Origin of the sequence: Sorangium sp. So ce448 (assembly GCF_051520915.1) — a bacterium.
GTDB lineage: Bacteria > Myxococcota_A > Polyangia > Polyangiales > Polyangiaceae > Sorangium > Sorangium cellulosum_B.
In genome coordinates this window covers 9,194,695-9,221,684 of the sequence record NZ_CP150343.1, presented here as the reverse complement: position 1 = coordinate 9,221,684, position 26,990 = coordinate 9,194,695, and the positions used below count along the sequence as shown (strand labels likewise).

Here is a 26,990-nt window from a genome sequence, read left to right as displayed (position 1 = left end):
GTGTCAACGTCCGCCTTGCCCGCGCACGAGGCGCGCAGGGCGCGGGCCGATCGCGGCGGCGGTCACTGCTGCTCGCGAAAGAACTCGATGCTTTGCCTCATCGCCTCCGGGACGGAAGTGAAATGATCCCCTGCGACCGGCACCACCTTGACGTCGAGCCCGCTGCGCTGCGCCAGGAGGGCGAGCCGCTGGCTCGCGGGGCCGAAGAAGCGCTCCCCGCCGGACAGCCCGTGGTACAGCCGCACCGGGCACCGAAAGCTCGTCGCATAGGCAACCGGCGAGCGGATCTGGAACTCCCGTATGTCGTACGGGCTGAAAGGGATGAGCCTGGTGTGACCCGAGGACCAGTCGATCTGGTTGGGCGACCCGGAGAACGACGCGGCGGCGCGAAACCGGTCGGAGCCCATCGCTGCGAGGAGGGTGAGTGTCCCTCCCACGCTATGGCCTGCCACATGGAGGCGATCGGGTTGCACATAGGGCAGCTTGGCCAGGGCGTCGGCGGCGGCGAGCACGTCGTCGACCTCGTGGAAGAACATCGAGAACCCGCCGGGGAGGCCGTTCTCTCCTCGGAGCATGGGCATGAGGACGACGAAGCCCGCGTCGCGATAGGGCTCTGCCATCTCCCAGTCATCGAGGGCGAAGGCGAATCCACCATGCAGGAACACGACCGCGGGCAGGCGGCCTCCGTCGGCCGGGGGCTCACTGACCCATGCCTTGAGCTTGAGGCCGCCGGAGAGATACGATATCTCGCGCGCGCCCGGGGGTGGCGGGACGTTCTGGTAGCTCTGAGGTGCCGGATCCGTGGAGATGAGCTTGGTCTTGAACTTCGCGCGCGCCTCTGCATAAGGCTCGTCCTGCAGCTCGAGCCCTGGGGAGACCGGGGGCAGCGGCGCGGGCTCCGGCGCCGGCTCGGCGGTCTCCGCCGCGATCGGCGCGGCCGGCGCCGGCTCGATGCCAGCTGGCGCGGTGGGCCCGCGAGCTCCTGGGGCGGCGCGCGGCACCTCCTGGCAGGCGAGCGCCGTGAGCGCCGTGAGCGGCGCGAGCGCGATGATGGGTCGAAGCCGAGGGTGCGTGATGAGGGGCATGTCCAGGCCATGATCTATATCAACCATGGTAGTTCGTGAAAGCCGCTCGGATGAGGCGCCATGTGGACGCACCTGTGCCCACGCGCGCGGCGCCGTCCCGGGCGCTCGAAGGCCTCGTGATGCCGAGTGGAAGACGAAAGAGGGAAGGTGAAAGTCGTCCCTCCCCGGTTTGAGCGAGGATAGTGCGTAGGTAAAAGGAGCCGGATCGCTGCGCGAAGAAGTGTGGCGCGGCGAACCGAAGTGGCGGGACCGCGCGCGTCGCGACACCTGGTTCACGGAACCACGAGGATAGCGTAACGGGAAGGAGCCAGGCGGACGAGCGGAGCGGGCTTTCATCAAGGCCTTTCCTTGTCATCCAGATGCTGGCGAGTCTGTACATCGGAGAGGGCTGGCCCCGAGGTGCGAGGCTTGCCCTCCGGTATCCGTCCTGTACGAGGACGGGCTGCATCCGCACCGGCCGAATGGCGTGGAGCGCTGGAGACGCCATTGCGTCGTCCCAGACCGAACGCCTCGACGATGCGCCCGTCCCCGCCGGCCGTGGCCGGCCAGCGCGACCAAATTGCCGAGGAGGGAAGGAGAATTCAATCCTGTTTGTGGTAGGTTCATGCATTGCGCGCCTGCCCGATCGACGATGCAGCTCCGTTCGCATCCTTCGGCGGAGCCGTCCTCGATCGCCGCGTGGACACGCAGGTGAACATTCTCGTTGATGGGGGCCCGATGATACAAATGAAGCTTCTTGGATTGTTGATGGCCGGCCTCTCGCTCTCGCTCGTGGCATGCAACGATGGCGAGGAAAGCAATGGGGGCAAAGCCGACGACAACACCGGCGGCGGGACAGACACCGGCGGCGGGACAGACACCGGCGGCGGAAGCGACACTGGCGGCGGGACAGACACCGGCGGCGGAAGCAACACGGGCGGCGGAACCGATACCGGCGGTGGAAGCGACACCGGCGGTGGGACCGACACCGGCGGTGGGACCGACACGGGCGGCGGGACCGACACCGGCGGCGGAAGCGACACCGGCGGCGGAAGCGACACCGGCGGCGGAAGCGACACCGGCGGCGGGACCGATACCGGCGGCGGAAGCGACACCGGCGGCGGGACCGACACCGGCGGCGGGGATCCTCTCGACGGCGAGCAGCTCGGCGAGCTGACGGCCGCAGAGGCCGAGCAGGTGTGCGACGACGTCACCGCGTCACTCGATCTCTCGAAGGAGGACCTGTGCGACCTCACCGGGGTGCTCGCCAGCGTCGTGGATGGAACGGACTGCGAGACCGCCAGGGCGGATTGCATCCGCGCTCCGGGGGCGCCCGAGCAGGCCGGCTCGTGCGACACCGCCGGCTTCGCGGGGTGCACCGCCACGGTCGCGGAGCTCAAGGCCTGCATGATCGCCACGGGCGACGCCTTCGAGGCGATCACGTGTGCGTCGTCCATCGATGACTTCTCGCCGCAACCCGCGGCGTGCGCGGCCGTCAAACTGAAATGCCCGGGGCTCCTCGCAGGCGCCTGAGCGCTCGTGAGATCGCCCCTACGGGGACGGCGGTCCTTCGGCGTGCCCATGGACGAGCTGACCGGTCGCGTGATCTCGGCGCGCGATCTGCTCCCCAGCCAGCACGCCCGGCTGGCGGAGCGCCTCGAGGAGCTCCCGGGTCGAGGTGGTTCGCGGATGGGCTCGAAGAGATACCCTCGCCCGTAGGGGAAAGCGCCAACCGTCCCCGGAGGCTCGAAGCGCTGGTGCCGCGCTGCGGGGCGCATCGCTACGCGCGAAGGCTCATTCGCGGGAGTCGAACTCGAATTCGTTGCCCTGCGTGACGATCCGCAGACGGTCCTCTCTCTTGGGCCACATCTCGAGATCGATCTCGGGGAAATAGAGCCCCATCATGTTGTTGTTCGCGCCTCCCGAACCCTCGTCGTCTACACGGAAGTTGATGCAGAGGTGCTCTTCGCTGATGACGGGAAGCGTGACGCCAAAGCCGCTCAGCTGTCCGAATTCGATGCGGCACAGCCCGAAGTGGAGCTCGTCGGGGTTGCCGGCCGTGACGGTGACGCGAAACGGCTGACCGAAGAACGTCGCGGAGAAGTGCCCCCAGTCCGCCGACTCCCACGCCCCGACGATGAGCGGCTGGTAACGCGTGAAGGGAAGGCCGTCGATCCGCTTCTTCAGATCGATGAGGCGCCCCGAGGTCCAGGCCGTTCCATGGGGAACGGTGATCGGGGCGCCCTCCACGAATCGGAAACCGTATTTGAGGGTGAACTTGCTCCAGTGTGAGGTCTCGCCATTGCGGTATGCGGCCTCGGCCGAGCCAGGCGCGGAAAAGACGCAGAGGGCAGCGAGCGCAATCCCAGCGCGCAGGATGACGCGCTGTGGAGCGGAACTGGCGGAGCGGACAGCCGAGGTAAACGTGTTCTCTCCCCTCGATTGACGGTGGCGTCTGGACTGACGCTCACGTCTCGATGTGAGCTTGGTACAACGCATGATCAAATACTCCCTCTGTCGAACGGTTGCCGAGCGTTGCCCCGGTCCCCCCGGGCCATCGCCCGAGGGGGGTCTACAGCAACCTCCGATCCAGCAGTGCGAGGCCAGGAATGGCGCGGGCGCGGGAGGGAGGCCTGCGCGCCCTCGGGTAATCCGTTGCGCGATCGAGCAAGACGCAGGCGGGCGGCGCCCCTGGTCCGTGTCTCGGGTGACCTCGCCGCCGGACGCCCGTGATCGGCCAGAGCGCGTAGGTAAAAGAATCCGGATCGCTGCGCGAAGAAGTGTGGCGCGGCGAACCGAAGTGGCGGGACCGCGCGCGTCGCGACGCGTCGTTCATGGGTCGAAAGAGCGGGCCCTGGGCGGCGCCGGGCGCCGTCAGCTTGGTCCTTGCCAGGAGGCCCAGTGTCGCAGTCGACACGAGCGCCGTTCGCGCGATGCGCGTGGCCCCGCGCGACGCAGAGCACGCCAAGGGGCGCATCGGGATGCCGCAGGCACACGTCGCCCTCCGGGCGTTGGTCTGGCCCGGGATGTTCTGGCGGCTATGGGGCGTCCCCGGATGGATAACGACCATCCCGACGTCCGGCGCCATGCCCGGACGCCGCCGTCCACACGGCTGTAGGCTTATCGGTACAAGGTCTGTCGTGAGTCGACATAGCCATCATCGAAGTAATTGTTGCGGCGCGCGGCCGAGCTGTAGGACAATTCTTCCGTGAATACGCTCGGCTCACGTCTCCACGGGTTCGCGCTGTTCTCCCTGATGCTCGCCCTCGCTGCCGGGTGCGGCAGCTCGTCCGACGACGCCGACGCCCCGGCGAGCGGCCAGGGCGACGACGAGCCGCCCCGGATGGTCGGGATGACGGCGGCCCACAACGCGGCGCGCGCCGCGGTCGACCCGCCCGCCGAGCAGCCGCTGCCCCCGCTCTCGTGGTCGTCCGAGCTCGCCGCGGTGGCTCAGGCCCATGCCGACAAGTGTGTGTTCCGCCACAGCGCGAACGGCTACGGAGAAAACCTCTTCGCGACGTCGAGCGGCGCCTCACCCGCCCCCGAGGATGTCGTCGGCTCGTGGATCGACGAGGCGGTCAGCTACGACCTCGCGAGCAACGCCTGCAGCGCCGCCACGTGCGGCCATTACACCCAGGTGGTCTGGGCCGACTCCCTGCGGCTCGGCTGCGGGATCGCCAGCTGTGCGGACGGCTCACCGTTCGAAGGGGTCAGCGCCTGGCAGTTCTGGGTGTGCACTTACGATCCTCCCGGCAACTTCGTCGGCCAGCGTCCCTACTGAGCCGAGCGCGCAGCGCGCCCTGAGCCGCCCGCGTCCGAACGCGAGCGGAGCCCTGCACGACTCCCGTGCTCGCCGCTTCCCCGTAGGAATTCGACGCCCGGAGGGGCGCCCGACCGCCGAGGGGGTGCGCGGCGCCGTGAATGCCACGTCTGCTCCGAGCATTCCAGGACGCAACCAGAGCGCAACTCGCCCCTGGCTCGCGAGGCCCGAACCTCCGAGTCGAGCATCGTTTACTTTCCGGGAGATGCCGGTGCGTCATCACCGAGGCCGCCAGAGTCACGATCGCGCCGGTCTGCCGGAGCGCACGCGAAGATCCGTGGACAGGCAGGAGCATGACGCGCCGGCGAGCGGCGCTCGGGAGGCGCGGGCTCGGGCATGTACCCGGAGGGCCGCGGCGGCAGGCCCGGCGTTCCTGCTGCTGGCCGCGCTCGGGGCGAGCCTCGGCTGCGCCGGCGCCGGCGAGGGGGGCTCGGAGGCGCACGCCGCGCTGCGGAAGGCGTTCCCCGAGCAGGCGGCGGCCCTCGCGGGCGGATCGATCGCCCTGTGGGTCGACGCCGCGCCCGGCGCGGCCATTCGACCACGCTGCTGCAGGACGGCAGGGTGCTCGTCGCCGGCGGGTCGAGCTGGATCTCGGCCACTACTTCCACTCTCGTCGACACGGCGGAGGTCTTCGATCCGGCGGCGGGCACCTGGACGACCGTGGCGGCGATGCCCAGCGTGAGATCGGGACTCGCGCCGCTCTTGCTTCAAGACGGGAGCGTCCTGGCCTTCAGCCCCTCCGGCGCCGAGATCTACGAGCCTGCCGTCGACGCGTGGACTGTCAGGTCCACGCCGGGCATCGCGGGGTGCTGTGTTACAAGCACGCCGCTCCCGAGCGGGAAGGTCCTCGTCACGGGGTCACCAGGCGCGCACGGCGCCAATCAGGCCGCGATCTATGACCCGGCGGACGACACGTGGGCGCCGGCGGCGACGATGAACGCTCGTCACGGAGACGGTTACGAGGCGACGCTGCTCCACGATGGAAAGGTCCTAGCGCCGGGGAATGCTCGATGGCGCGTAGGTAAAAGAAGGCGGATGGCTGCGTGAAGAAGTGTGGCGCGGCGAACCGAAGTGGCGGGACCGCGAGTGTCGCGACGCGTCGTTCACGGGTCGAAAGAGTGGGTCGAGGCTGCCCGATGAAGGCCTGACCGTCAGCGCGCCGTCATTCCGCCGTCGACGCGGTAATTCCCGCCGGTCAGCCACCTCCCGCGATCCGACGCGAGGAGCGCGACGACCTCCACGACGTCGTCGGTGGTGCCGAGGCGTCCGAGCGGCACCTGCTGGACAAACGCGTCGGCCGGAAGGCCCATCCCGTCGGTGAACGTCTTCCGCAGCTCGTCGGCGCTCGGTGTCGCCACCGGCCCCGGCGTCACGACATTCACGCGGACGCCGCTCGACGCGAGCTCCACGGCGAGCGTGCGCGAGTAGGTGTCGAGCGCCGCCTTCGCAGCGCAGTAATGCGCGAACGGGCCGTACGGAATCGTCGCTGCCGTCGACGAGATGTTCACGACCGCGGCGGCCTTCGAGGCGCGGAGCGCCGGCAGGACCGCGTTCGTGAGGCGAACCGCGGAGAGGAGATTGAGCGCGAGGGTGTCTTGCCACTCCTCGTCGGGGATCGTCGGGGAGCCTCCCAGAAACCCGCGCGACCCGCCCGCGTTGTTCACGAGGATGTCGAGGCCGCCGAGGGCCGAGAGCGCCTCTGCGGCGATCGCCTTCACCCCTTCGCGCGAGGGCGCGCCGCTCGCGAAGGTCTCGCGCCTCACCGGCTACTCGTCCGAGGCCTCGTTCAGTCACGCGTTCCGGCAGTGGGCCGGCATGGCCCCCGGCGCGTGGCGGCGGCACCTCAAGTCAAGCGATCCGAGCGCGGCTTCGGACGGAGGGCGTCGAGCCCTCCGTGCTTGAAGGCGCAGTCCCAGCGCTCGAGCGCGTGAGTGAAGGAAGCCCTGTTGCCGGGCGGAGCGGTACGCGACGGGGCGTTTGCGCATCGACGGTTGTCCGATCGCTGGTTGATCACTCGAAGCGCGCCCCCTTGACCTGGCGTGCGCCGCCGCGTAACCATCGCCTTCGGTGGCTCCGGACTGGAGCGTGGGTTCTCTAGGAGAAGATGGTCATGCAAATGTACTACTTGATCCCGCTCGTGTTCATGGCGGCCGCTTTCGCGTACTCGATGTACGTCCGCAAGAAGGCCATGGCCGAGGCCGCCAACATGAGCCCGGAGGAGATCGAGCAAAAATTCAGCGACTTCTACGCCCAGTATTACGAGCTCCAGCCCGGCGAGCGCATCATCGGCAACTGGAGCGGAGTCGAGTACCAGGCGCCCGCCGGCACGGCCCGCCGCATCGCCGGCGGAGTCCTCAACGCCGCATCTGCCGCCGTGATCGGCGTCTCCACCTACGTGCCCAACGTTCACGTCGGCCTCACCAACCGCGGCCGCGTCCTCGTCTCTCGCGAGTACAGCGACTTCGGCAAACGCGGCAACTACAAGCACCTCGCCGCCCTCGATCAGGGCACCCGCGCCTTCAACCAGGACGCGACGTATCCCGGCCAGGACATCGGCCCCCGCCCCGGCAACCCCTTCAACCCTCTCGTGAGCCTCGAGTTCATCCAGCTCCGTTCGCCGGGCGGCGACACCTACGAAGCGTGGCTGTCCCCGCAGGGCAGCCGCCACGGCCAGCACGGATTCAGCTCGATCTTGCAGTCGCTCGGTTGAGCGCGGCGAGCGGGGCGACGCTGACCAGACCGCTCATCCCTGCCAGTTTGCAGCCTCACGGGGCCACCTGATGGCCCTCCGCCGTCGTGCGGCGGGGCAGAGCGCGCGTCACGTGGCGCGACGAAGATCCACCTGCTGCTCAAGCGCGACCACGGCGTCAGCGCGGGCTACGACACGCTCGCGACCCTCCTGGGCGACGCGAGATAGCCGCACCACACGAGGGCCGCGGCGAAGGTGGCCGTATCCGGGATCGCTGCCAGCTCCGCCTCGGTAGGCGGCGGGCGCGGGTCCTGGTCTTCTGGCTCAGGGGGCATGGCGAGTCCCTCTGTCACTTCGGTCTACAGAGCTGAATCCAGTGGGCCAGCTGGCTTCCGATCGCGGGTTTTAGGCTAGCGCTCACAGGCGAGCGAGCCGTCCGTCTTCGAGCAGCACCCAGGGGGCCACAGGTGAGTACGCCTCGGTCCCCGCTACGGGAAGGCGCGGCGCGTCCGCGAGCTGATCGAGCCCCTTGTCTCGGAGCTGCACGCCACGTTCGGTGAGGCGGTAGACCGTCGAGAGCAGCGGGTACTCAGGCGGCTTCGGGCCAGGTGCGCGCTCCACCGCGGCGCCCGAATCGTGCTTTGCCCACTGGGCAAGACGATCTCCCAAGTACAGGTCCCCTGTGCAGGAGACGAGATCCCGCAAGTCTTCACCAAGCTGCGACCTATTGCAGATTACCCGTACTGGAGTCTGCCACTCCTCCGCGGACAGGATGGCAAGAATAAGGTCGTCATATCGGCTGAGGCCCAGGGCGCCTGTCGCGGCTCTCCGTGGGAAAAAGTAAGAGAGGAGCGCCCACAGCGAAGCGAGCTCTGGAAACCCTTCGACACCAGCGATGCAGCTGTCGACGAAAGGCAGCGGGTTCTCATCCGCGTAGGTTTCCCAGAGGCCGATGGCACGTTCGTAACGTTCCACCGGCCAGGGGCGCGCCTTGTCGAGGTGGTCCAGAAGGACCTCGTCGGTGTGGTGAGCTATCGATCCGGAGCAGTCGAACGGCGGGATCCTCGGTGGCTCGGGAAACCTTTTCATCGTGCCGTAGACACGCTCGAACTCCATGATGAGGACGTCACTGTACTTCATCCCCAGGCTTCGCAAGTAGCGACAAATACGCCAGAGGTTCACCAGGTCGTCAAGACTCTTCGTTGCCCACAGGACAACGGGCGGATCCCATCGAAGATCGGGTGAATAGAGCTGATCCCACTTCTCGCCCGCATCGTCTCTGTCCGAGCATTGCTCGCACGAGGAAAACCACACCTCACGCATCCGGACATGCTCTGCGGGAATCAGGCGACTCGGCCCGATAAGAAGGTGCTCGTGCGCGCGCACGATGTTGGTCGCACCGAGCCGCACCAGACGCTCTGCGCCTGCCGCGTCGAAGGTGACGTGTGTCGCGCTCAGAACGATCGGGGAGGTCGTCATGTTCATTTGAATCCGCACGAAGAACAAATCTCATGCGTATAGGGCTTATCTTGCTGACATTCGTCACGACAGATCTCGCAGTAGCTGTAGCCGTGGCTGTTCCTGCGAGACCGGCGCGGTGGACTCAGCGCCGAACCGGCGGCCTCGGGATGAACGTCTGATGAGCGACAGCACGGGCGTCTGACGCCCCCTCGGCTTCTACCAAAAGGTGTTCGCCCGGTGTGCTGTGCTCCTGCTCACTGAGGAAACCGGAACGTCTCGGCGGCGATGCCCTCCTCCCCCGTGACCTCGTCGCCGGACCAGATATCCCAGCTCACGCCGCCCTTGCCGGGCAGTCCGAGCTCATAGGAGACGCCCTCCAGCGTGAGCTGGTCCTCGTCGAGGTAGGCGATGCCGATCGAGTCGCCGCCACGCCCGGGGCCGCCGTAGCCGCCGGGACCCCCGTCCCCCCCGTTGGCACCCTGACAGGACCACAGGCCGCCCCCCAAGGCGCCTCCCGGAGCGCCGCGACCGCCTCGGCCGCCTTCCTCGGGGGGCCCGCCGTCGCCGCCCTGCCCGGCCTCGGATGTCTCGATCTCGCTATCGCGCACGGTCAGCTTGGCATGAAGCGCGATGATGCCGATCGACGGATAGCCGTTCTCGCCACCTCGGCCGCCTCGACCGCCGCAGCCGCCGGCGCCGCCGGAGCCGCCGCCGGCTCCTCCCTTCGACCCCGCACCGCACACGGAGAGCCCTCCCCGATGGCCGCCACCCCCGCCGCCGCCCTGGCCTGGCATGCCCCTGCTCCCGTCGCCGGCTTTGTCGGATTCCCACCCTGCCTCGGTGATGCGCCCCATGCCCTTGCCGGCGGCACCGGTCACACCTTGCGCGCCGCTGCGCCCGACAGCTCCCTCGTCGCAATCGACGCCTGTCACCTCCCCGTGTCCCCCCCGCCCGGACGTCGGGCTGTACGCCACGAACGGCAGCCCGTCCCCGCCATCGCCAGCGCCGTCGGGAAGCCCGTCCCCTCCCTTCCCGCCGACGCTCGGAATCCCTCCTTCGCACGGGTTCACCGCCGCTGCGCCACCAGGGACGACGGCGGCCGAGCACGCATCGCCCCCGTACTGCCCATCGGGCCCCTCCGCCGCCTCGTTCGGATAGGGCCATTTCTCGGCATCGCGGCCCCCCCACGCGGAAGAGGCATGAACTCGGCTCCGGATGAGCTCCACGGCCGTGCCGGACTGGACGAGCATCGTGATCGAGCCGTGCGAAACGAGCTGCATGTCGACGATCGTCGATACCCCGTCCGCCGCTCCCGTGTCGCCGGGGCTCGCGGGCACGACGGTCAGGGTGATGTCGAAGGTATCCATCTGCAGCGTCGGGCGCCCGCCGGGAGCATGCGCAAAGGTCAAGCAGTGGTATCCGCCGATGAGATCCACGCCGGACGGCAGCACGAGGGCGTCGAAGAACCCATCGTTGCACGCGAAGACGCGCCCTCGTCCGGTGCGCGCGAGCTCGACGCCGCGCTGCAGCGTACGCACCGGCTTGTCCTTCGTGCCGGGGTTCGCGTCGTCCCCGTTCCCGAACATCCCCGCGACGAACACCCCGCAGCCATCCTCCAGCACGTTGGCGGCGAGGCGCTCGAGACAGACCGACTCCGGCGGCGCGTCGCCTGGACACCACGACGCTCCGTCGCACGCCGCTCCGCCGGCGTCGCTCGGGCCTGGTGCGGTGCCGCAGCCGGCCGCAACGAGCAGCACCGCGGGGAACAGGGTGATCGCTCCTGTGATTCGCATGGTTCTCCCTCGGTGTGACGCGGCGTGCTCCCTGCCCTTCAGCGAGGTGGTTCAGGGTCCGGCGGACCGAACTGAACGTAGGGCAACGAGTGGCCCGGCTCTCCCTTGCCCACAGGGTCATCGGGCGCCGCATTGCCTCCGGACCCGCCATCGCCGGCGCCTCCAGGCTGGAGCTCGGTGTCGGGGCCGATGCCCACGAAGGCGCCGAAGGATGCGACATCGTAGGAGGGGCCCCCGAGACCGCCGCCGGCATCGCCCCCGCGACCGCCGTTGCCTCCACGGCCGCCACGACATGCTTCCCACATACCCATAACGAACGTCTGGCCCGCCTGACCGCCCCATCGCCCGACGCCACCCAGCTGGCCGGTTCCGCCGACGCCGCCGTTGCCGCCCTTGCCCGCGGTCACGGTGGTCGCCTCGAGCGTCACCGAACTCCCCTGCAGCGCGACGACACCGATGCTCGCCCCGCCAGAGCCGCCGCCGTGACCTCCCCGGCCCCCGCAACCGCCGCTCCCGCCCGAGCCACCGGCCGCGCCGCCCTCAGGCAAGCCCGCCCGACACGCGAGCTGCTCGCCTCGCCCCTTGCTGCCGCCCCCGCCGCCCCCCCCATGGCCGACGCCGCCCCGCTCCCCGTCCTGACCGCGAACGCCGACCCAGCCGTCCTCGGTGAGGTAACCCATGCCGACCGCGCCGTCAGCTCGAGTGGCGTTGGCGCCGTCGGAGCCAGGCTCCCCGTTTCCACATCGGAGGGCATCCGCGCCGCGGCCTCCGAGACCCGTCTTCTCCGGGTCCTGGTTCCCCGCCGGCCTCGGCTGCCCCGGCGCGCCATCGCCCCCCGCGTCGAGCCCGCCGTAGCCTCCGGTGGACTCGGCGCCGTCGTCGCACGCCGTCACGACCGGAAGGGCACCCGTCGGGGAGTCCTCCGTGCAGGCGTCCGCGCCGTCGATTCCCAGCACGCCGTCCGCTGCCCGCTCGCTGTCCGCGTCCTTCCCCGGCTCCCCGTCCTTGCCGTCGCCGGCGACGATCGCGCTCGATCGCACGATCGCCCCGGCCCCCGCGCTCAAGATCATGGCGATCGACGACCTGCCGTCGCTCGCGGAGGCGTCCGCCGCCACGACGCGCACGCCGTAGATGACCGACGTCGCGCCCTCGTCCCCCACGACCCGCAGCGGGATCCCCGAAGGCGGGGCGATGATCGTCGGGTGGTTGGCGCCATCGAACGACCACCCGCCGTCATCGCAGCTACGGCCGCCCCAGAGGTGGATCCCCGAGACCAGGGTGACCTCTTCCTCGAACGTCTCGCCGCACGCATAGACGTGGCGCAAACCCCGCGCTTGCGCCTCCACGATGGCGGCTTGCAGCGAGCCGAGCGGCTCGACCCGCGTGCCCGCGCGCGCGCCCTCCCCGGGAGCGCTGGCGCTGGCGAACACCCCGCACTCGTCCATCACGGGCCCCATGCCCGGCTCGTTCACCTCGCACGGCGACGGCGGGGGGGCGAGGCACATCCGCTCCTCACCGCAGTCCTCTGCGTACGTGCAGCCGGAGAGCCCTCCCGCGCCGCTCGTCGAGAAGGCGGCGACGGCGCACAGCCGCCGCACGTGTCGTCCCTGGAGAAAGTGCATGTCCCTGGCTCCTCGGATCACCACACCCCGTGCGCCACGAGGCCGATCTGCCCTGGCGTTGCGGCCGGCGAGAGCGCGACGCGGGCACCCGTGGGCTCGGACTGCAGAAAGGAGAAATCCGTGAAGAACGAGGCGACCGTCATCGCGCCGACCACGCCGCTCGCCACCACCATCGCCGTGCCGAGGGCGGCGAACCGATCTCGCTCTCGCCGGAGGACCGCCAGCTCGTTGCACGCTGAAGGCGGCGACGGTTCGCGGCACGCCCACGGCGTGAACCCGAGCGCGTCCAGCTTGCTGTTGCGCTCCTTGAGATCGCCGTTGGATGCGCTCGCGCGGACCATGAACAGGGCGCCGAGGGAGGCCGTCGCCGTGGTCAGACCGATGCCGGCGATACGCGCCGGCCCGAGCCACGATGCCACCCGCTCGGGGGCCTGCGCGCGCGCGGCTGGCGCCGTGTTCGCGGGCGTCGGCGCCGCCGGTGCGGCGCTGCTCTCCTCCGCACGGGGAAGGTGCAGCGTGACCTCGTGCTCCGCGCCCGCCACGGCGCGCAGCGTATGGAACCCGTCCTCACGCCCCGGCGCCCGCGCTCGCACCATGTGTTGGCCCGGCTCGACGAACAGCTGGTAGGTCCGCGCGGGCCGGCCGATGGACTTGCCATTGACGAAGACCTCGGCGTCCGGCGGGTCCACGGCCAGGATGAGCGTCGCCACAAACGACGCTGCTCTGCGCCGTCCTTCCTCGAACCTCAGCTGCAACGGCAAAGGGAGCGCCTCGCGCTGCTCGAGGCTCCAGGCCAGGTGCTCGGCCGCATCACGGTACTTGTGCAGCGCGAGCTCGCAGAGCCCGAGCTCCCCGGCGATCTCCTTGCGCTCACGCTCCGTCCCCAGACGCCGCCTCGGTCGCCTCGAAGGCCGCGTGTGCCTCGGCCCAGCGCCCCGCGTCGCGCGCTCGCTGGCCACGGCGGACATGGGACTTCACCGTTGCACTGCCGTCCGATGACACCTTCTGTTTAGGCGTCTGAGCGCTGACCGAGCTCGGCAAGGTTGTTTCGGCCCCGAGCATGAGAAGAATTGAGAGCGCATGGGCGACGCGGCGCATGCACGACGGTACTTGCGGCAGCCGCTTGGCGTCAACCAACGCAAATCGCCAGAAAGCAGCCGTTTGACTGAGAAATTCTCCTCCGACGCCGCAATGCAAATTTAGTAGCCGGGCGTCCGGGGAGACCTCAAACCCGTTGACACACCGGGAACGCTCACTCTACCGTCCCCTGCAGCGGGCGCCGTTGCCGCCCGGCACTCCTCCGGCCCACCCCCACGGGGCCGTTCAGCGGAGCGAAGCGGGTCGAAGCTCGCGCGACGGATGAGCTCTCGTGGGCTCCAGGTCGCGGGTGGGGGACGTCGCCGGGAGCCTTCGGAGAGACTCCCATGAGTGACAAGTACAAGAGGCGGGTCCGCGCCTTGGCAGCCAAGCTGAACATCTCCTACCAGGCAGCCGACAACATGCTCAAGGCTGGCGGCCGTCGGAACGGCTCCCAAGCCGCGGCTATCTCAGCCAACAGCGACGCCGCCGGCCTCGTGACGCTCGAGAACGAGGCGGAGTCCTCTCCGCCGAGCGATGGACCGCCGAGCGTTCGGTACGCGACGCACGAGGAGCAGGAGGATCTTGTCGCAAGGACGCGCGAGCTGCTTCGATACGCCCGCCCGTCTGTTGCAGCCGTGGTCGCGGGATGGATAGCGCTGGTGGCTACGCCCACGCTGCATTCTCTGCTTCACGCGGTGGAGAGCGGTGTAACGACCGAGGGGATCGAGCGCGAGCTTACCCGGGAATTCCGCAGGAAGAGGCCGATGACCTTGCGCCAGTCGCGCCTCCCGAGATCGAGCGCGGCGACCGTCGAAACGCTGGCCACCATCGCGCGCTTCGTGGGACATGACCCACCGACGACGTTCGGGGACCTATTGCTGCTCCTCAGACGCTTGGGGGTCGTCACGGAGCATGCCGGGCAGTACGCTGTGGCGTTTCCCCCGCCCGCACCGGAAGAAACGTTGCCGCTCACGTCCAAGCAGCGCTCGGACGTCCTGCGGTGCAGGCAAGGGTGGGAACCGGGCATGGCTGGGACGGATATGCTGAAAGCCTGCATCAGCGCTGAAGCTCCTGGATTCGTGCCTCCTTCATGGATGCGCGCGGTACTCGACCAGCCCTACTCGCCCGAGGACTGCACTCCTTCATACGCATATGTGCCTCCCCGCACGTGCTTCGTCATCGAAGGATATGACGTGGATCCTGCGCTCTGCGATCAGATCGGCCGCCTCTTCTCCACGTACCTCACCGAGAGCCCTCGTGCATGCCCCTGCAGTGCGGCGGTCAGCAAGTTCTCGCGCTATGCGACTTCAAACGCGGGCATCATGCTGCTCGAAGCCTGGTGCACTCAAGGGCACTTTGGTTACATGGGCAGGAGGGTCGCGGACTTCTGTCCCCTGAACTCCGCCAGCGAAGCGTGTGTCGAGCGCTTCCTCCAGGGGCGTCCTGACGGAGAGAGCATCCAGGCTCGGGACTTCTACACCGAGTATGTGCTGTGGAGCCTGTCGCAGAAGTCCCGCCCAGCAACGAACGTGATGTTCAGCTACCGCGTCATGGCATCGGGACTGTACGCCCGGACCAATCGGCGCCCTGGCGGCCGGACTTACCATCGCCTCCCGTTCGAGAGTGTGTCATAGCCGCTAAGCCAATAAGCCAGGCTGACGTCGGCACAGATGCCGCTAACCCACCTGCGATCGGGCAGCATTCAACATCCGGCCGCGATGATGGCGCCGATCGGCTTCTTAGCTACTCGCCTCCCGCCCCGCTCGCGGCGTCGCCGCTCGGCGCTGGATCGCTAGGCCCTTCCCACCGATCTAACTCTTCGTCGCTGACATCTATCCTAAATATTTTGGAGAGGATCTCGCGCGCAAGCCGCACGAGCGGCTCGGGCGCGACCGGACCGAACTGCCATGTTGCGAGCAATGCGCGAAACATGCGCACCGATGCCTCGTGTTGAAGCATCTCGGGAACGATGTCCTCGCTCTCTCCCGCTTTGTACGCATCAATCATCGCGAAATAGTCGTCGAGGAGCCCCAAGACCCGCTCCTGCGTCATCGCCTTGAAGTCGTCCATCGTCCCTTTGGCGAGCGCGCGCGGTGCCGCGAGGGCCGTCGCGATCCCCAGCACGCCGTAAAAGGTCGACATGAACGCCACGGCCCGCTTCAGCGAGGCCTCCCACCTCGCCCTCGCTTCCTCCGATTCCGGTTTGCCCTCCGCTCTGACTATACGTTCACGGAGTGCCCTCAAACTCTCTTCTACATCCATGGCCATCCTCACAGGGGAGGGGGTTCCATACAGAAAGGCGGGATCGGCGCCCTACCGAGCGCAGACACCCCGCCCGCGCCCACGGCCACCACTTTCCCATAGGCCACGGGTTCGACGCACACATACGAGCACCACGAGTGCATGACCAGATTCTTGAAGAAGTCCGGGAACCAGTCAGGACAGGCCCTGCAGCGGGCATCTCCACAGTCATTTACCCAGCAGTTATGATTGAGATTCACGTAAGGCGGGTTCCAGCACTTCGCGACGTAAGCACACGACCACTGCTCTTTACACTCCCAGCGCGGCTCGTTTTTCACGAGGGGCAGCGTGGATGGATCCATGGTCGAGAGCCACTGCTCTGCTTCTGCCTCGGCAAGCGGCATATACTGTTCCATGAGCTGGCGCCATGTCGCCTCATCGAGCGTGGCCGGGTCGATACCGAGCGCATCGACCGTCCCGGCGAAGTAGTACGTCGCGAGGCTGGCCTTCGCCGATGCAAGCGCGAGCTCTTCCGGATCGATCCCCTCGAACGGTTGCTCGGTGGGGTCCTCTTCCGTCGCGGGCTCCTCGGGCTCGCCTTCGGTGGCGGTTCCGCCGCTCTCGTCGCCGTCTGCCGTGCCAGGCGTGCCGTGGTCCGTCTCATCGCCGGTCCCGGGCCCGAACCGGATCGTGCATCCGGGCACTGTCAAGCTTCCCCACGCCGCCGTGATCCCGATGGCCGCGAGGTGCAGCAGGACGCGCTTCGCCATGTATCCCTCCTCACCACCCACGCTATGAAGGGCGGCGCCGCTCTGTCAAGCGAGCGTGATGGGAGCGGCTTGACGCGGACGCGATATGTCTATCCAGCGTGCCTGGGCAGCCACGCGGGCGGCTGCCGAGGAGACGAGCTCGGGTGAGCCCGCTCGGCGAGCCCCGAGAGGTCATCCCCTCATGACGAAGCCTTCTCCGCTCAAGAAGAAGCCCGCTCCCAGGAAGACCGCGGCCCCGCCCCAGGCGGCGGCGTCGTTCAACAAGATCCTGCCCGAGATCGAGGCGCTGAGCCCGGATCGGCTGATCGCCATCAACCTCGATATTCCCCGGGTCGTCTCTCAGGTGCTGGGCGTGCTGCCCGGCCTCCTCGCGCTGCGCTCCGCCATCGCGGAGCACGTGCCGACGCACGATGTCGCGTTGCTCGACCGGCTCGAGACCTACACGCTGGCCGCGTGGTACGCGCACCTCGCGTGGCTGTCGAGCGGAGACGCCGAGAACGCGCTGAAGCCGCTGCTCGCGGATGCGGCCCCGCTGCGCGAGAACCTGCTGAGCGACGCCGAGGCGCTGGCCCGGCGCGGCCTGCTCGACGCCGACACGGTCGCGCAGATCCGCGCGGGGCTGGGGCACATCGACGCGGCGAACGACCTTGTCGCGCTCTCGGCGCTGTTCACTGCGAGCTGGGCGGAGGTCGCCAGCAAGACGGCGGCGACCGAGGAGGAGGTGAGGCGCGCCGGGGAGATCGGTCCGCAGCTGCTCGCGGCCCTCGGCGTGCGGGAGCACGGCAAAGGCTCCGGGCCGACCGAGGCCGCGGAGAGGGAGGGCGCGGGCGTTCTCGCTGGTCGTCCACGCCTACGACCAGACCCGCCGCGCCGTCGCGTACCTGCGCTGGGACGAGGAGGACGCCGATACGATCGCCCTCTCTCTACAAGGGCCGCACTGGTCGCGCGACGGCGCACAGCGACTCCGTCGCCGCCCCGGGCGACGAGGCGCCGGCTGAACCGGCGGCGCCCGGCGCTGCGACCGCCGCAGCGCCGAACGGCACGGCGGCGCCTGCTGCGCTGAACGGCACGGCCGGGCCCGCCGTGCCCGGCGCCGGACCGAACGGCACGGCGCCTACCGGCTAGACATCGCCGCCCGCCTCCGCGGCGAGCGCTTCCCGCTCCCAAGGATCGGCTGCCCAGGCGAACGCACCGGCGGAGAGCAGGCAGACTCCCCCGCTTGCGGTGCCGTTCGCGAGGCAGGCTCGAGCTAGTCGCCGGCCGCGCACGCCGGGGGAGGGCAGTGGCCTTCCAGGATGTCGCGGCACACCTTGTCGCGCGCCTTCTTGTCGACCGCGCCGAGCGCTGCGTAGATCTGCTGCGTGCTGCACCCGAGCGAGCCCTCGGCCATGATCGAGCCGCACGCGTTGAACACCTCCGGCGCCGGCAAGGCCGCGCAGCGCTCCTCGCAGGCCGCGATGTCCGCGAGCTCCATCGGGCATATGGCCGCGTAGAGCGTGCACATCGCCTCGCACCGCCCGACGCAGTCGGCGTCGCCCTCCGGGCCGAGCGGCCCGGCCGCGGTGCAGCCGGCGGGATCGCCGGCCTCCGCCGCGCGGCACCCGGCATACCCCTCGGGCGACGGCATCGCCTCGCAGACGGTGCAGCACGCCTCGACCGACGGGTACTGCGGCGTGAGCTCGCAGAGATCCATCGACCGGGCGCAGTGCGCTGAGCACGCGGCGATCTCGCACGGGCCAGCCTCCTGCGCGGGCGGAACCCAGCTCTCCGGGCTCCCATCGCCGGCGTCGCCCGCGGCGGCGCCGCTGTCGATGCCGTCGCCCTCGGCCGAGGTGTCGCCGTCCTCGGCGTCGGGCAGCGGGGCGACGACCTGACACCCGGCGAGCCACGCGGCGAACGCGCAGGCGGCAGCGCGGCGCGCCCTCACAGCGTCCCCCGCATGCTGATGTAGCCCGGACCGACCGCCCAGGTGACGCTCGAGGCCGGGGCCTTCGAGCGCTCCAGGCCGAGGCTGATGCCGCCGACGGCCGCGCCGGCGATGGCAAGGCCGAACCCCACGTTCGAGACCCAACCCAGGGCGTTCGCGTCGCCTCGCGCATCTTCGGAGCAACCCGAGGCGCCCTGCCGGCACGCCTCGGCGAGGTCGCTCCTCGCGCTCAGGTAGGCCGCGCCAACGCCGAGCCCCACCGCCAGCCCGGCGCCCGAGGCAATGAACCCGCCGACGGCCCACGGCGAGACGCCGTCCGGGCGGGGCTCCGGCGTGAGGGCGACGTCGAGCGCCGTGGTCTCCCGCTCCGGGACATAGACCCGCTGCCGGGCGCCGGCGTAGCCGTCGGCCTCGACCTCGACCCAGTGGTTGCCGGGATCGATGAGAGTCCCCTCCGAGGAGACCTTCACCTCCTGGCCGTCGACCCTGAGCCTGGCCCCGGCGGGGCTCGGCACGAGCCGCACCTTCAGCCGGGGGATGCGGTTGTCGAGCTCGTCGCGCAGGGCGTCGGCGCGGCGCCGCGCCTGCATGAACGGCCAGGGCTCCCCGGGGAGCGCGCGCGACGAGGCGATCGTGGACGCGAGCTCGCGCGCCTCGCTGAGCCGGCCGATCGCGGCGAGCGCCTTCGCCACCTCGATGGAGGTCGAGGGCACGCGGACGAGCTGCTCGGCGCGCTGGTAGGCGCGGAGCGCCTCCGCGTACCTCCTCAGGATGAAGAGCTCGTCGCCCTGGTACACGAGCTCCCGGGCGTCGCGCCGCGCCTTCTCCTCGGCGGTGCCGTCGGCGGTGTCCGCCGTGTCGCCGGCGAGCGCCGGCGGCGCCGCGAGGATCAGGCTGGCGATCACCATCAGCGTGCTGGGCCGGGGGCGCATGGGTCTCCTCTCCTGTCAGAAGCCGAGATCGCGGCGCCAGCGCGTGCGCGTCGCGACCGTCTTGACCGGCGTTGCGGACGGCGCGGCGAGCGCCGCCGGCAGGGCGCTCGGGGCGCCGGACACGGCCGTCACCCTGGCGTCGGCGGTCGCCCGGGTCGCAGGCTGCGCCGTGGCCGCAGCCTGCGTCGTGGCCGCAGCCCGTGCCTCGGCCTGGTGCGGCCTGGCGTCGTCCTGCGCCGTGGCCGCCGCTCGCGCCTCGACCTGGGGCGCCGTGGCCGCGGCCCGCTCCTCGGGCAGCGGGCCCCTGGTCTCGCACTGGGCCGCGGGCTCGACGGCGGCGGGGGCGGCGCGCCCGGGCGCTCCGCCGGCCATCATCGCGAGCGACGCGGTCTGCGCTGCCGGCGCGGTCCGGGTGACGCCGGAGGCGACACCGGATGCCCCCGCCCACGCAAGGGTGCTGAGGCCCATGACGGCGCCCGCCGCCAGGGCCCAGGTGCGCGTCCGCGCCCGCTGCCGAGGCGAGCTCACGCCCACGCCCAGCGTGCCGAATGGCAGGAGCGTGGTCACGAGGGACGAGAAGCCTTCGCCCGAGCCGAGGGACTCGCGCGGGGGCATGAGCTCGGTGTGGGCGGGCCGCGCGGCGCGTGGAGCGGCGAGAGCGGCGTCCAGCGCCTCGAGGACGGCGCGCGCGCTCCGGGCGCGGCGCGCCGGGTCGGGCTCGAGCAGCGAGAGGACCCAGGCGTCGATCGCGGGTGGCACCTCCGGGGCGAGCCGGGACGGCGGCGGGGGCGGCCCGCGGTCGATCGCCACCGCCACCGCGGCGACGGTGGCGCCGCCGAAGGGGATCTGCCCGGTCAAGCAGAAGTAGGCCACGACGCCGAGGGCCCAGAGATCGCTGTGCGGTCCGACCCGCGCGCCGCCCGCCATCTGCTCGGGCGACATGAAGTGCGGCGTCCCCAGGATGGCGCCCGTGACGGTGAGCCGCTCGGCCTCGTCGAGGGTGTTCTTGGCGATGCCGAAGTCGAGCACCTTCACGAAGGGCTCCCCCTCGCCCTCCACGAGGAAGATGTTCTCGGGCTTGATGTCGCGGTGAACGATGCCCGCCTCGTGCGCCCTGGCCAGCGCGGCGCAGAGCTGGCGGAGGATGGAGACGGTCTCCTCGAGCGAGAGCCGCCGGCGGCGCTCCACCAGATCTTGCAGCGTCTGCCCTTCCAGGTGCTCCATCACGATGTAGGGGACCCCCTGGTCGGTGAAGCTCACATCGAACACGCGCACCACGTGCGGGCTCTGGATGCGGGCCGCGGCCTCGGCCTCCCGGTGGAGGCGCACGACGGCCAGCGGGTGGTCCATGTACATGTCGCGAAGGAACTTCACCGCGACATGGGTCCTGAGCGCGACGTGCTCGGCGAGCCAGACGCTCCCCATCCCTCCCTGGCCGAGCGCGCGGATGAGCCGGAGCTGGGAGCCCACGTGCATTCCGGGCATCGGCCCGCGCTCCGAGCTCGACGCGGTGTGGCAGCCTGCCTCAGCTGGGGCGATCAGGCAGGGCGATGGCTGGGTGGCCTCGCCTATTCCTAGCGTCTTGCTCATGCCGGAGCTGGCTTGCACGCCGCGAGCCATCGCCCCGGCGGAGGGGTTACCAGGACATGCGCCGGCGTCGGGGTGTCGCGTCGTGGCGTGGAGCCGCGCTGCGTGGCGCCCTCGTGACAGTTCGCTACAGGCGCGGCAGCGGCTGCGCTGCGCGCTGTAGACACCGGCTCACGGACGTTTCACGGCCGCCGTCATCGCGCGCTCCACGCGCCGCCCTGTCGCCGGAAACCGTGACGTAACACGAGCTGCGCTGTCAGTGGACGTGACGGGGGACGCGACGGGGGACGCCCCGAGGGCGCAGGTCGAATCGGGGCTTGTCGTCCGCGCGCCGGGTCACCAGGGTAGGCCGGGCGATGCAGCCTCTCCTCCTCTGGTCCCTGCTGGCTGGCGTCGGCCTCCTCGCCGCGGCGTGCGACTCGCGGCCCGCGGAGGCGCCCAGGCCGGTCGTCCTTCCGCCCGTCGCTCCGGGCGAGCTCCGCAGTCCGGAGGCGTTCGCGGCGATCCGGGACGACGACGCGCGCGCGGCCTCGCTCTTCCTCGAGGCGAGCAAGGTGCTGCTCCACCCGCGCTGCGTGAACTGCCACCCTCACGATGGCGTCCCGCGCCAGGGCGACGCCGGCGAGCGCCACAGCCCGCCGGCCGAGCGCGGTCCGAACGATCGCGGGGTGGCGGCGATGGAGTGCACGTCGTGCCATCAGGCGCAGAACCTCGAGCTCGCCCGCGTCCCCGGGGCGCCGGGCTGGCACCTCGCGCCGGCGGAGATGGCGTGGCTCGGGCGGTCGCCGGCGGCGATCTGCGCGCAGATCAAGGATCCGGCGCGCAACGGCAAGAAGACGCTCGCGCAGATCGTCGAGCACTCCAACCGGGACGAGCTCGTGGCGTGGGGGTGGGCGCCCGGCCACGGCCGAACGAAGGCGCCCGGCTCGCAGGCGGCCTTCGGCGCGCTCGTCGACGCGTGGGTGAAGGCGGGCGCGGCGTGCCCGCCCGAGGAGTCCCGACCATGATCATCCTGAAGGTGAACGGCGCGGAGCAGAAGCTCGACGTGGATCCGGACATGCCGCTGCTCTGGGTGCTGCGCGACGTGCTCGGCCTCACGGGGACGAAGTACGGCTGCGGCCAGGCGCTCTGCGGGGCGTGCGTCGTGCACCTCGACGGCGAGACGGTGCGCGCCTGCGTCACGCCGGTGAAGCGCGCCGCGGGCGGCTCGGTGACGACGATCGAGGGGCTCAGCCCCACCGGCGATCACCCGCTCCAGCGCGCGTGGGTGGAGCTCGGCGTCCCGCAGTGCGGCTTCTGCCAGGCGGGGCAGATCATGAGCGCGGCCGCGCTCCTGCGGAAGAACCCGCGGCCCTCGAACGACGACATCGACAGGTCGCTCGCCGGCAACATCTGCCGGTGCGGCACGTACACGCGCATCCGCGCGGCGGTCCGCAAGGCCGCCGGCCTTCCCACGGAGTGAAGATGGAACAGCAACGCGTCGTCCTCCTCCGCCGCTCCTTCCTCGCGGGGCTCGGGCTCGCTGTGGGCGGGCTCGCGCTCGGGGTCGCCGAGGCCGCGCCGCCCGCGTCCGCTGCGCCGCCCACGTCCCCCGACGCGAAGGCGCAGCCGGGGCTCCGGACCGGGGTGTTCCTCCACATCGCGCCCGACGGGACCGTGTCGATCGTCTCCCACCGGTCCGAGATGGGGCAGGGGATCCGCAGCTCGCTGCCGGTTCTCGTCGCCGACGAGCTCGGCGCGGACATGGCGCGGGTCAAGATCGTGCAGGCCGACGGCGACAAGGTCTACGGCGATCAGAACACCGACGGCTCGCGCAGCGTGCGCGGCGGCTATGAGCCGATGCGGCGCGTGGGCGCGACCGCGCGCGCGATGCTCGTCGCGGCCGCGGCCAGGAAGTGGCGCGTCCCCGCCGCGGAGTGCGTCGCCCAGCAGCACGCGGTCCACCACGCGAAGTCGAAGCGCTCGCTGGACTTCCGCGAGCTCGTGGCCGACGCGGCGAAGCTCCCGGTGCCGGACGCGGAGACGGTCGCGCTCCGCCCCGCCTCGGAGCTCAAGCGCGTCGGCGGCCCGCTCCCGCTGCTCGACGGTCCGGCCATCGTCACGGGCGCGGCCCTGTTCGGCGCGGACGTGCGCCTGCCGGGCATGCTCACCGCGGTCATCGCGCACCCGCCGGTCGTTGGGGGCAGGGTCGTGCGGTACGACGGGGCGCGCGCGCTGGCGGTCCCGGGCGTGAAGAAGCTCGTGGAGCTGCCGGCGCCGAAGGGCGTCGGGGTGGGGTTCCAGCCGCTCGGGGGCGTGGCGGTCGTGGCGGACACGACGTGGGCCGCGATGCGCGGCCGCGCGACGCTGCAGATCACATGGGATCACGGCGAGAACGCGTCGTACGACTCGGCGAGCTACCGCGAGGCGCTCTCGCGCGCGGTGCGCGCGCCGGGCAAGGTCGTGCGGAAGGTCGGCGACGTCGACGGGGCGCTCAAGGCGGCGGCGCGCACGGTCGAGGCCGAGTACTACGTGCCTCACCTCGCGCATGTGGCCATGGAGCCGCCCTCGGCGGTGGCGAAGGTCGACGCGGGCGGCTGCGAGGTGTGGGCGCCGACGCAGAACCCGCAGGCGGCGCGGACCGAGGTGGCGCGGGCGCTCGGCGTCGACGAGGGCAAGGTCACCGTGCACGTGACGCTCCTCGGCGGCGGCTTCGGCCGGAAGTCCAAGCCGGACTACGTCGCCGAGGCGGCGCTGCTCGCGCGCGAGCTGGGCGCGCCGGTGCGCGTGCAGTGGACCCGCGAGGACGACGTGCAGAGCGGCTACTTCCACAGCGTCAGCGCGCAGCACCTCACGGCGGGGCTCGACGCGGGCGGCAAGGTGACGGCGTGGCTGCACCGGACGGCGTTCCCGCCGATCCCGTCGACGTTCGACGCGAAGGTGAAGACCCCGAGCGAGAACGAGCTCGGCCTCGGCGTGCTCGATCTCGCGCTCTCGGCCCCGAACGTCCGCGCCGAGGCGTGCGACGCGCCGGCGCACGTCCGGATCGGGTGGCTCCGGTCGGTCTGCAACATCTTCCACGCCTTCGCGGTGCAGAGCTTCATCGACGAGATCGCGCACGCGCGGCAGGCGGATCCGCGCGAGGTGCTGCTCGAGGTGCTCGGCCCTGCCCGGAAGGCGACGCCCGCCGAGCTGGGCGTCGACAAGGTCCCGAACTACGGGGCCTCGATCGAGCAGCACCCGGTCGACGTCGGCCGCCTCCGGCACGTCATCGAGCGGGTGACGGAGCTCTCGGGGTGGGACGCCGCGCGCAAGGCGGGCCGCGCGCTGGGCCTCGCCGCGCACCGGAGCTTCCTCACGTACGTTGGGGTCGTCGCCGCGGTCTCGAAGGACGCGCTCGGCAAGGTGAAGGTCGACGAGGTGTGGCTCGTCGCGGACCCCGGCACGGTCATCAACCTGGACCGCGTGCGCGCGCAGATGGAAGGCGCGGTGGTCTTCGGGATGAGCATCGCGCTCCACGGCGCCATCACGATGAAGGGCGGCGCGGTCGAGCAGACGAACTTCCGCGACTACCCGGTGGTGCGGAGCCCGGAGGTGCCGGCGCGGATCCACGTGGAGATCGTGAAGAGCGACGCCCCGCCCGGGGGTGTCGGGGAGCCCGGGGTGCCGCCGGTGGCGCCCGCGATCGCGAACGCGGTGTTCGCCTTGACGAAGACGCGCGCCCGGGAGCTCCCGCTGCGGCGCCTGGGGCTGTGACGGGAGCGGCCGCGGCGGGCCCCTTCTCGTGAGGCGGCCGCGAGCGCGAGCCAAAGAGCCCGGGGCGCCGCGCTGTCCGGCGATGCCACGAGGCGGCAGCCGCACCCGATCGAGGCATCCCCGTCCGGCGACGAGCTGGGAATCCCGCCGAGGAACCCTTCCGGCACGACGCGCCCGAACCTGTTGTTGCTCTCGTCCGGATCCTTCGTGTCGCTGCGGGCGGTCGCCCATGTCTCGACCCTGCGCCCTCGATAATCGAGCTTGCCACGCACGGTGATGAGCCAGGAGTCGAACTTTGTCAGCTCCGCCAGCTCGCAAGACATCTTGCTCGCTTGCACGGCGCAGTCCGCATCCTCGTCCGACGTCCAGGTGACGCCGACCATGCCCTCAGGTAGCTCCTGCTCCAGGCGCACGCGACGCGCCGCCGAGGGGCCGGCGTTCCTCACGTGCACATAGAGCGCGATGTCCGAGTCTTCGATCTGAACGTTCCCGCGGGGGCCTGGAGCCACGTCTGGAGCAGCAGTTCGTCGTACCCCGACGGACGCGGGCGCCTCGCGACCACAGCCACATCCTGCAGCCCGTTGCCGTCGAAGTCGCCGAACGCCCCGAGCTCGTAGCTTTCGTCCATGGCCAGCCGATGGTTCGGCTGAAAGCTCCCCGAGGCGGTCCTCTGGGCGTTGGCGAGGCCGCCCACGGACGGGTACAGCAAGTCCTGCAGGCCATCCCCATCGACGTCTCCCGTGGGCATCGCAGCCCCGTGAACGAAGCTCTTCTCCAGCACGGCGACATCGCTCAGCGTCTGCACCGCGCGGAACGCGCCATCCGACGCGTGGAACAGCCGCAGCTCGCCCGCGGCCGTCTCGACGACGATGTCCGCCTGGCTCCGGCTGAGGAAGTGCCCGGCGGCGAGCAGCAGGGGGAGGTGGTCGCGCGTGCTCGGCGTGCCGTGGATGGTTCCGAGCGGCGTGAGGTTGCCGGACGTCTGCTGGACGACGGACACGCCCTGGTCGTCCTTGACGATGAAGTCGAGCTGGCCGTCGCCGGTGACATCGGCGACCTCGACCTGGTGCAGGAACACGTCGCCGCCCCCAGCGTCCGGGTACGTCGAGCTGGCGAGCTGCGTGCCGTCGCGGTTGCGAAGGTCGAGCGTGAATTGATGGGTCTCGATCAAGATCCAGTCGTCGGCGCCGTTCCCGTCCATGTCGGCGAAGCGCACCTTTCTCGTCACGACAGGAACGTCGAGCTCGCTGGTCCCCGGCGCAAAGAAGATCGAGCCGCACTCTTCAGCGGCGGGCGACACGCTCGGCAGGCTCAGTGAGAGCAATCCGGCCATCACGAAAGCATTCCATTTCATGAAAGCCAGCCTGCCATCGCGGGCCGCGAGCCTTGCGGGACGCGAGGCTGACGAAGTCGTGCTCTCCGCCGGGCTCGTACAGCGTTCTGGCGCGTCACTTCTGCTCGCGCAGGCGCGGGCCGAGCGCCTTAGCGATCGCCGCGGCGTTCGCGTCGTCGATGGGCGGGATGAGCACGTCGCTCCCTCTGAGGCGAAAAGGGCACCAGACCGTGGGGCTACCCGGGGCCCGAAGCGAAAATGGCAACGGTGGAGCGGTTCGGTGGAGCGGTTCGGTGGAGCGGTGGAGCGGTTCGGTGGAGCGGTGGAGCGGTTCGGTGGAGCGGTGGAGCGGTTCCGGGCGACAGCGAGGCGGTTCGGTGGAGCGGTTCGGGGCGACAGCGAGACGGTTCGGGGCGACCGTGGAGCGGTTCGGGGCCGTGTTGCCGGACCCATCGAACCGCGGCCTGCGAAGCCAGAGAAGTCTGCGAAGGCGGACGACGAGCCAAGCGCCCAAAGGCGCTCTCGCTCGGCATCGGCGCCGCCGCCGAGATCGCGCTGAAGCACGGCTGGGACGAGGCGAGCTTCCTCAAGCTCGCGGGGCTGGTCTTCGGGAGGGAGCGAGACGGGCGAGAGCAAGCCCCCTCGCCGCCGCTGGCTCCGATCGATCAGCGTTGGTCGGCTGAGCTGGAACAGGTCGCGCGTGAGTACGAGGTTGACGGCCGCCCGGTGATGGCAGCCAACGTGCGGCGAGCGAGCGCGCGCGGTGTCCGCAGCGAACACGAGGCCCGGCTGGTGCTTGCTGCCCTGAACCGTGAACCGGCGCCGCAGCAGGCCGAAACCGGATCAGGTGCCCGAGCGTAACCCCCGAGCTCCCCTCGCCCGTCACCAGCTGGGCCCCCTGGCGCCTGCTCTTCGGGCTGCTCGGCCTCCGCCGGC

Annotated in this window: 23 protein-coding genes and 2 pseudogenes; 10 read left to right on the top strand and 15 right to left on the bottom strand. The window is 70.5% G+C overall.

Features of this window, described 5'->3' with window-relative positions; translation table 11 throughout:
• Positions 1-62: 62 nt before the first annotated feature.
• Complete coding sequence (locus WMF45_RS34995; protein ID WP_437709750.1) at positions 63-1,085, bottom strand: alpha/beta hydrolase family protein; 1,023 nt, start codon at positions 1,083-1,085, stop codon at positions 63-65.
• A 726-nt stretch (positions 1,086-1,811) separates the two neighbouring features.
• Here WMF45_RS34995 and WMF45_RS34990 point away from each other — a divergent pair.
• Positions 1,812-2,597, top strand: coding sequence for a hypothetical protein (locus tag WMF45_RS34990; RefSeq protein ID WP_437709749.1), 786 nt, complete (start codon positions 1,812-1,814; stop codon positions 2,595-2,597).
• A 261-nt stretch (positions 2,598-2,858) separates the two neighbouring features.
• Here WMF45_RS34990 and WMF45_RS34985 read toward each other — a convergent pair whose 3' ends face one another.
• The gene (locus WMF45_RS34985; RefSeq protein ID WP_437709747.1) at positions 2,859-3,563 is read right to left on the bottom strand and encodes a hypothetical protein; all 705 of its coding nucleotides are present in this window, start codon (positions 3,561-3,563) and stop codon (positions 2,859-2,861) included.
• A gap of 709 nt (positions 3,564-4,272) precedes the next feature.
• Between WMF45_RS34985 and WMF45_RS34980 the strand changes: the two genes are divergently transcribed.
• The 3 genes and pseudogenes from WMF45_RS34980 (at position 4,273) to WMF45_RS34970 (ending at position 5,931) form a co-directional block, all read left to right on the top strand.
• On the top strand, positions 4,273-4,845 hold the full coding sequence (locus WMF45_RS34980; protein ID WP_437709745.1) for a CAP domain-containing protein: 573 nt from the start codon (positions 4,273-4,275) through the stop codon (positions 4,843-4,845).
• Positions 4,846-5,220: 375 nt separating this feature from the next.
• Positions 5,221-5,550: pseudogene (locus tag WMF45_RS34975) on the top strand (kelch repeat-containing protein); the annotation flags it as partial.
• 12 nt (positions 5,551-5,562) lie between these two features.
• Positions 5,563-5,931 carry a hypothetical protein gene (locus WMF45_RS34970; protein ID WP_437719686.1) on the top strand — a complete coding sequence of 123 codons (369 nt, stop codon included), beginning with the start codon at positions 5,563-5,565 and terminating at the stop codon, positions 5,929-5,931.
• Positions 5,932-6,035: 104 nt separating this feature from the next.
• On the opposite strand, the gene WMF45_RS34965 is transcribed toward WMF45_RS34970, so the two are convergent.
• Positions 6,036-6,647, bottom strand: a complete 612-nt coding sequence (locus WMF45_RS34965; RefSeq protein WP_437709743.1) for an SDR family oxidoreductase — start codon at positions 6,645-6,647, stop codon at positions 6,036-6,038.
• 347 nt (positions 6,648-6,994) lie between these two features.
• Between WMF45_RS34965 and WMF45_RS34960 the strand changes: the two genes are divergently transcribed.
• Positions 6,995-7,594, top strand: a complete 600-nt coding sequence (locus WMF45_RS34960) for a hypothetical protein (RefSeq protein WP_437709741.1) — start codon at positions 6,995-6,997, stop codon at positions 7,592-7,594.
• Positions 7,595-7,761: 167 nt separating this feature from the next.
• On the opposite strand, the gene WMF45_RS34955 is transcribed toward WMF45_RS34960, so the two are convergent.
• The 5 genes from WMF45_RS34955 to WMF45_RS34935 all read right to left on the bottom strand — a co-directional run bounded on the left by WMF45_RS34955 (position 7,762) and on the right by WMF45_RS34935 (position 13,417).
• Positions 7,762-7,908, bottom strand: coding sequence for a hypothetical protein (locus WMF45_RS34955; protein WP_437709739.1), 147 nt, complete (start codon positions 7,906-7,908; stop codon positions 7,762-7,764).
• A gap of 82 nt (positions 7,909-7,990) precedes the next feature.
• On the bottom strand, positions 7,991-9,058 hold the full coding sequence (locus WMF45_RS34950; protein ID WP_437709738.1) for a hypothetical protein: 1,068 nt from the start codon (positions 9,056-9,058) through the stop codon (positions 7,991-7,993).
• Between the two features lie 230 nt (positions 9,059-9,288).
• On the bottom strand, positions 9,289-10,827 hold the full coding sequence (locus WMF45_RS34945; RefSeq protein ID WP_437709736.1) for a hypothetical protein: 1,539 nt from the start codon (positions 10,825-10,827) through the stop codon (positions 9,289-9,291).
• 38 nt (positions 10,828-10,865) lie between these two features.
• A complete protein-coding gene (locus WMF45_RS34940; protein ID WP_437709734.1) occupies positions 10,866-12,449 on the bottom strand; it encodes a hypothetical protein in 1,584 nt (527 codons plus the stop codon).
• Positions 12,450-12,466: 17 nt separating this feature from the next.
• Entirely contained in the window at positions 12,467-13,417 is a 951-nt protein-coding gene (locus WMF45_RS34935) for a PEGA domain-containing protein (RefSeq protein WP_437709732.1), read from the bottom strand.
• Between the two features lie 456 nt (positions 13,418-13,873).
• Between WMF45_RS34935 and WMF45_RS34930 the strand changes: the two genes are divergently transcribed.
• A complete protein-coding gene (locus tag WMF45_RS34930; RefSeq protein WP_437709730.1) occupies positions 13,874-15,163 on the top strand; it encodes a DUF6042 family protein in 1,290 nt (429 codons plus the stop codon).
• A gap of 109 nt (positions 15,164-15,272) precedes the next feature.
• On the opposite strand, the gene WMF45_RS34925 is transcribed toward WMF45_RS34930, so the two are convergent.
• Positions 15,273-15,791 carry a hypothetical protein gene (locus WMF45_RS34925; RefSeq protein ID WP_437709728.1) on the bottom strand — a complete coding sequence of 173 codons (519 nt, stop codon included), beginning with the start codon at positions 15,789-15,791 and terminating at the stop codon, positions 15,273-15,275.
• Positions 15,792-15,799: 8 nt separating this feature from the next.
• Positions 15,800-16,540 carry a hypothetical protein gene (locus WMF45_RS34920; protein WP_437709726.1) on the bottom strand — a complete coding sequence of 247 codons (741 nt, stop codon included), beginning with the start codon at positions 16,538-16,540 and terminating at the stop codon, positions 15,800-15,802.
• A 181-nt stretch (positions 16,541-16,721) separates the two neighbouring features.
• Here WMF45_RS34920 and WMF45_RS34915 point away from each other — a divergent pair, with 181 nt between their 5' ends.
• Entirely contained in the window at positions 16,722-17,603 is an 882-nt protein-coding gene (locus WMF45_RS34915; RefSeq protein ID WP_437709724.1) for a hypothetical protein, read from the top strand.
• Between the two features lie 186 nt (positions 17,604-17,789).
• Here WMF45_RS34915 and WMF45_RS34910 read toward each other — a convergent pair whose 3' ends face one another.
• Genes WMF45_RS34910 through WMF45_RS34900 form a run of 3 tightly spaced genes read right to left on the bottom strand, consistent with a single transcriptional unit; the run spans position 17,790 to position 20,884 of the window.
• Entirely contained in the window at positions 17,790-18,467 is a 678-nt protein-coding gene (locus WMF45_RS34910) for a hypothetical protein (protein WP_437709722.1), read from the bottom strand.
• Entirely contained in the window at positions 18,464-19,399 is a 936-nt protein-coding gene (locus WMF45_RS34905) for a PEGA domain-containing protein (RefSeq protein WP_437709720.1), read from the bottom strand. Before WMF45_RS34905 ends, WMF45_RS34910 begins: the two co-directional genes overlap by 4 nt.
• Positions 19,400-19,414: 15 nt before the next feature.
• The gene (locus tag WMF45_RS34900) at positions 19,415-20,884 is read right to left on the bottom strand and encodes a serine/threonine-protein kinase (protein ID WP_437709718.1); all 1,470 of its coding nucleotides are present in this window, start codon (positions 20,882-20,884) and stop codon (positions 19,415-19,417) included.
• A gap of 458 nt (positions 20,885-21,342) precedes the next feature.
• Between WMF45_RS34900 and WMF45_RS34895 the strand changes: the two genes are divergently transcribed.
• Genes WMF45_RS34895 through WMF45_RS34885 form a run of 3 tightly spaced genes read left to right on the top strand, consistent with a single transcriptional unit; the run spans position 21,343 to position 24,721 of the window.
• Positions 21,343-21,993, top strand: a complete 651-nt coding sequence (locus tag WMF45_RS34895; protein ID WP_437709716.1) for an Isoquinoline 1-oxidoreductase subunit — start codon at positions 21,343-21,345, stop codon at positions 21,991-21,993.
• The gene (locus WMF45_RS34890) at positions 21,990-22,448 is read left to right on the top strand and encodes a (2Fe-2S)-binding protein (RefSeq protein WP_437294175.1); all 459 of its coding nucleotides are present in this window, start codon (positions 21,990-21,992) and stop codon (positions 22,446-22,448) included. Before WMF45_RS34895 ends, WMF45_RS34890 begins: the two co-directional genes overlap by 4 nt.
• Positions 22,449-22,450: 2 nt before the next feature.
• Positions 22,451-24,721: a molybdopterin cofactor-binding domain-containing protein gene (locus WMF45_RS34885; RefSeq protein WP_437709714.1), complete on the top strand. Its 2,271-nt coding sequence runs from the start codon at positions 22,451-22,453 to the stop codon at positions 24,719-24,721.
• 239 nt (positions 24,722-24,960) lie between these two features.
• On the opposite strand, the pseudogene WMF45_RS34880 reads toward WMF45_RS34885, so the two are convergent.
• A pseudogene (locus tag WMF45_RS34880) lies at positions 24,961-25,134 on the bottom strand (hypothetical protein); the annotation flags it as partial.
• Positions 25,135-25,163: 29 nt separating this feature from the next.
• Positions 25,164-26,075, bottom strand: coding sequence for an FG-GAP repeat domain-containing protein (locus WMF45_RS34875; protein WP_437709713.1), 912 nt, complete (start codon positions 26,073-26,075; stop codon positions 25,164-25,166).
• Between the last annotated feature and the right edge of the window lie 915 nt (positions 26,076-26,990).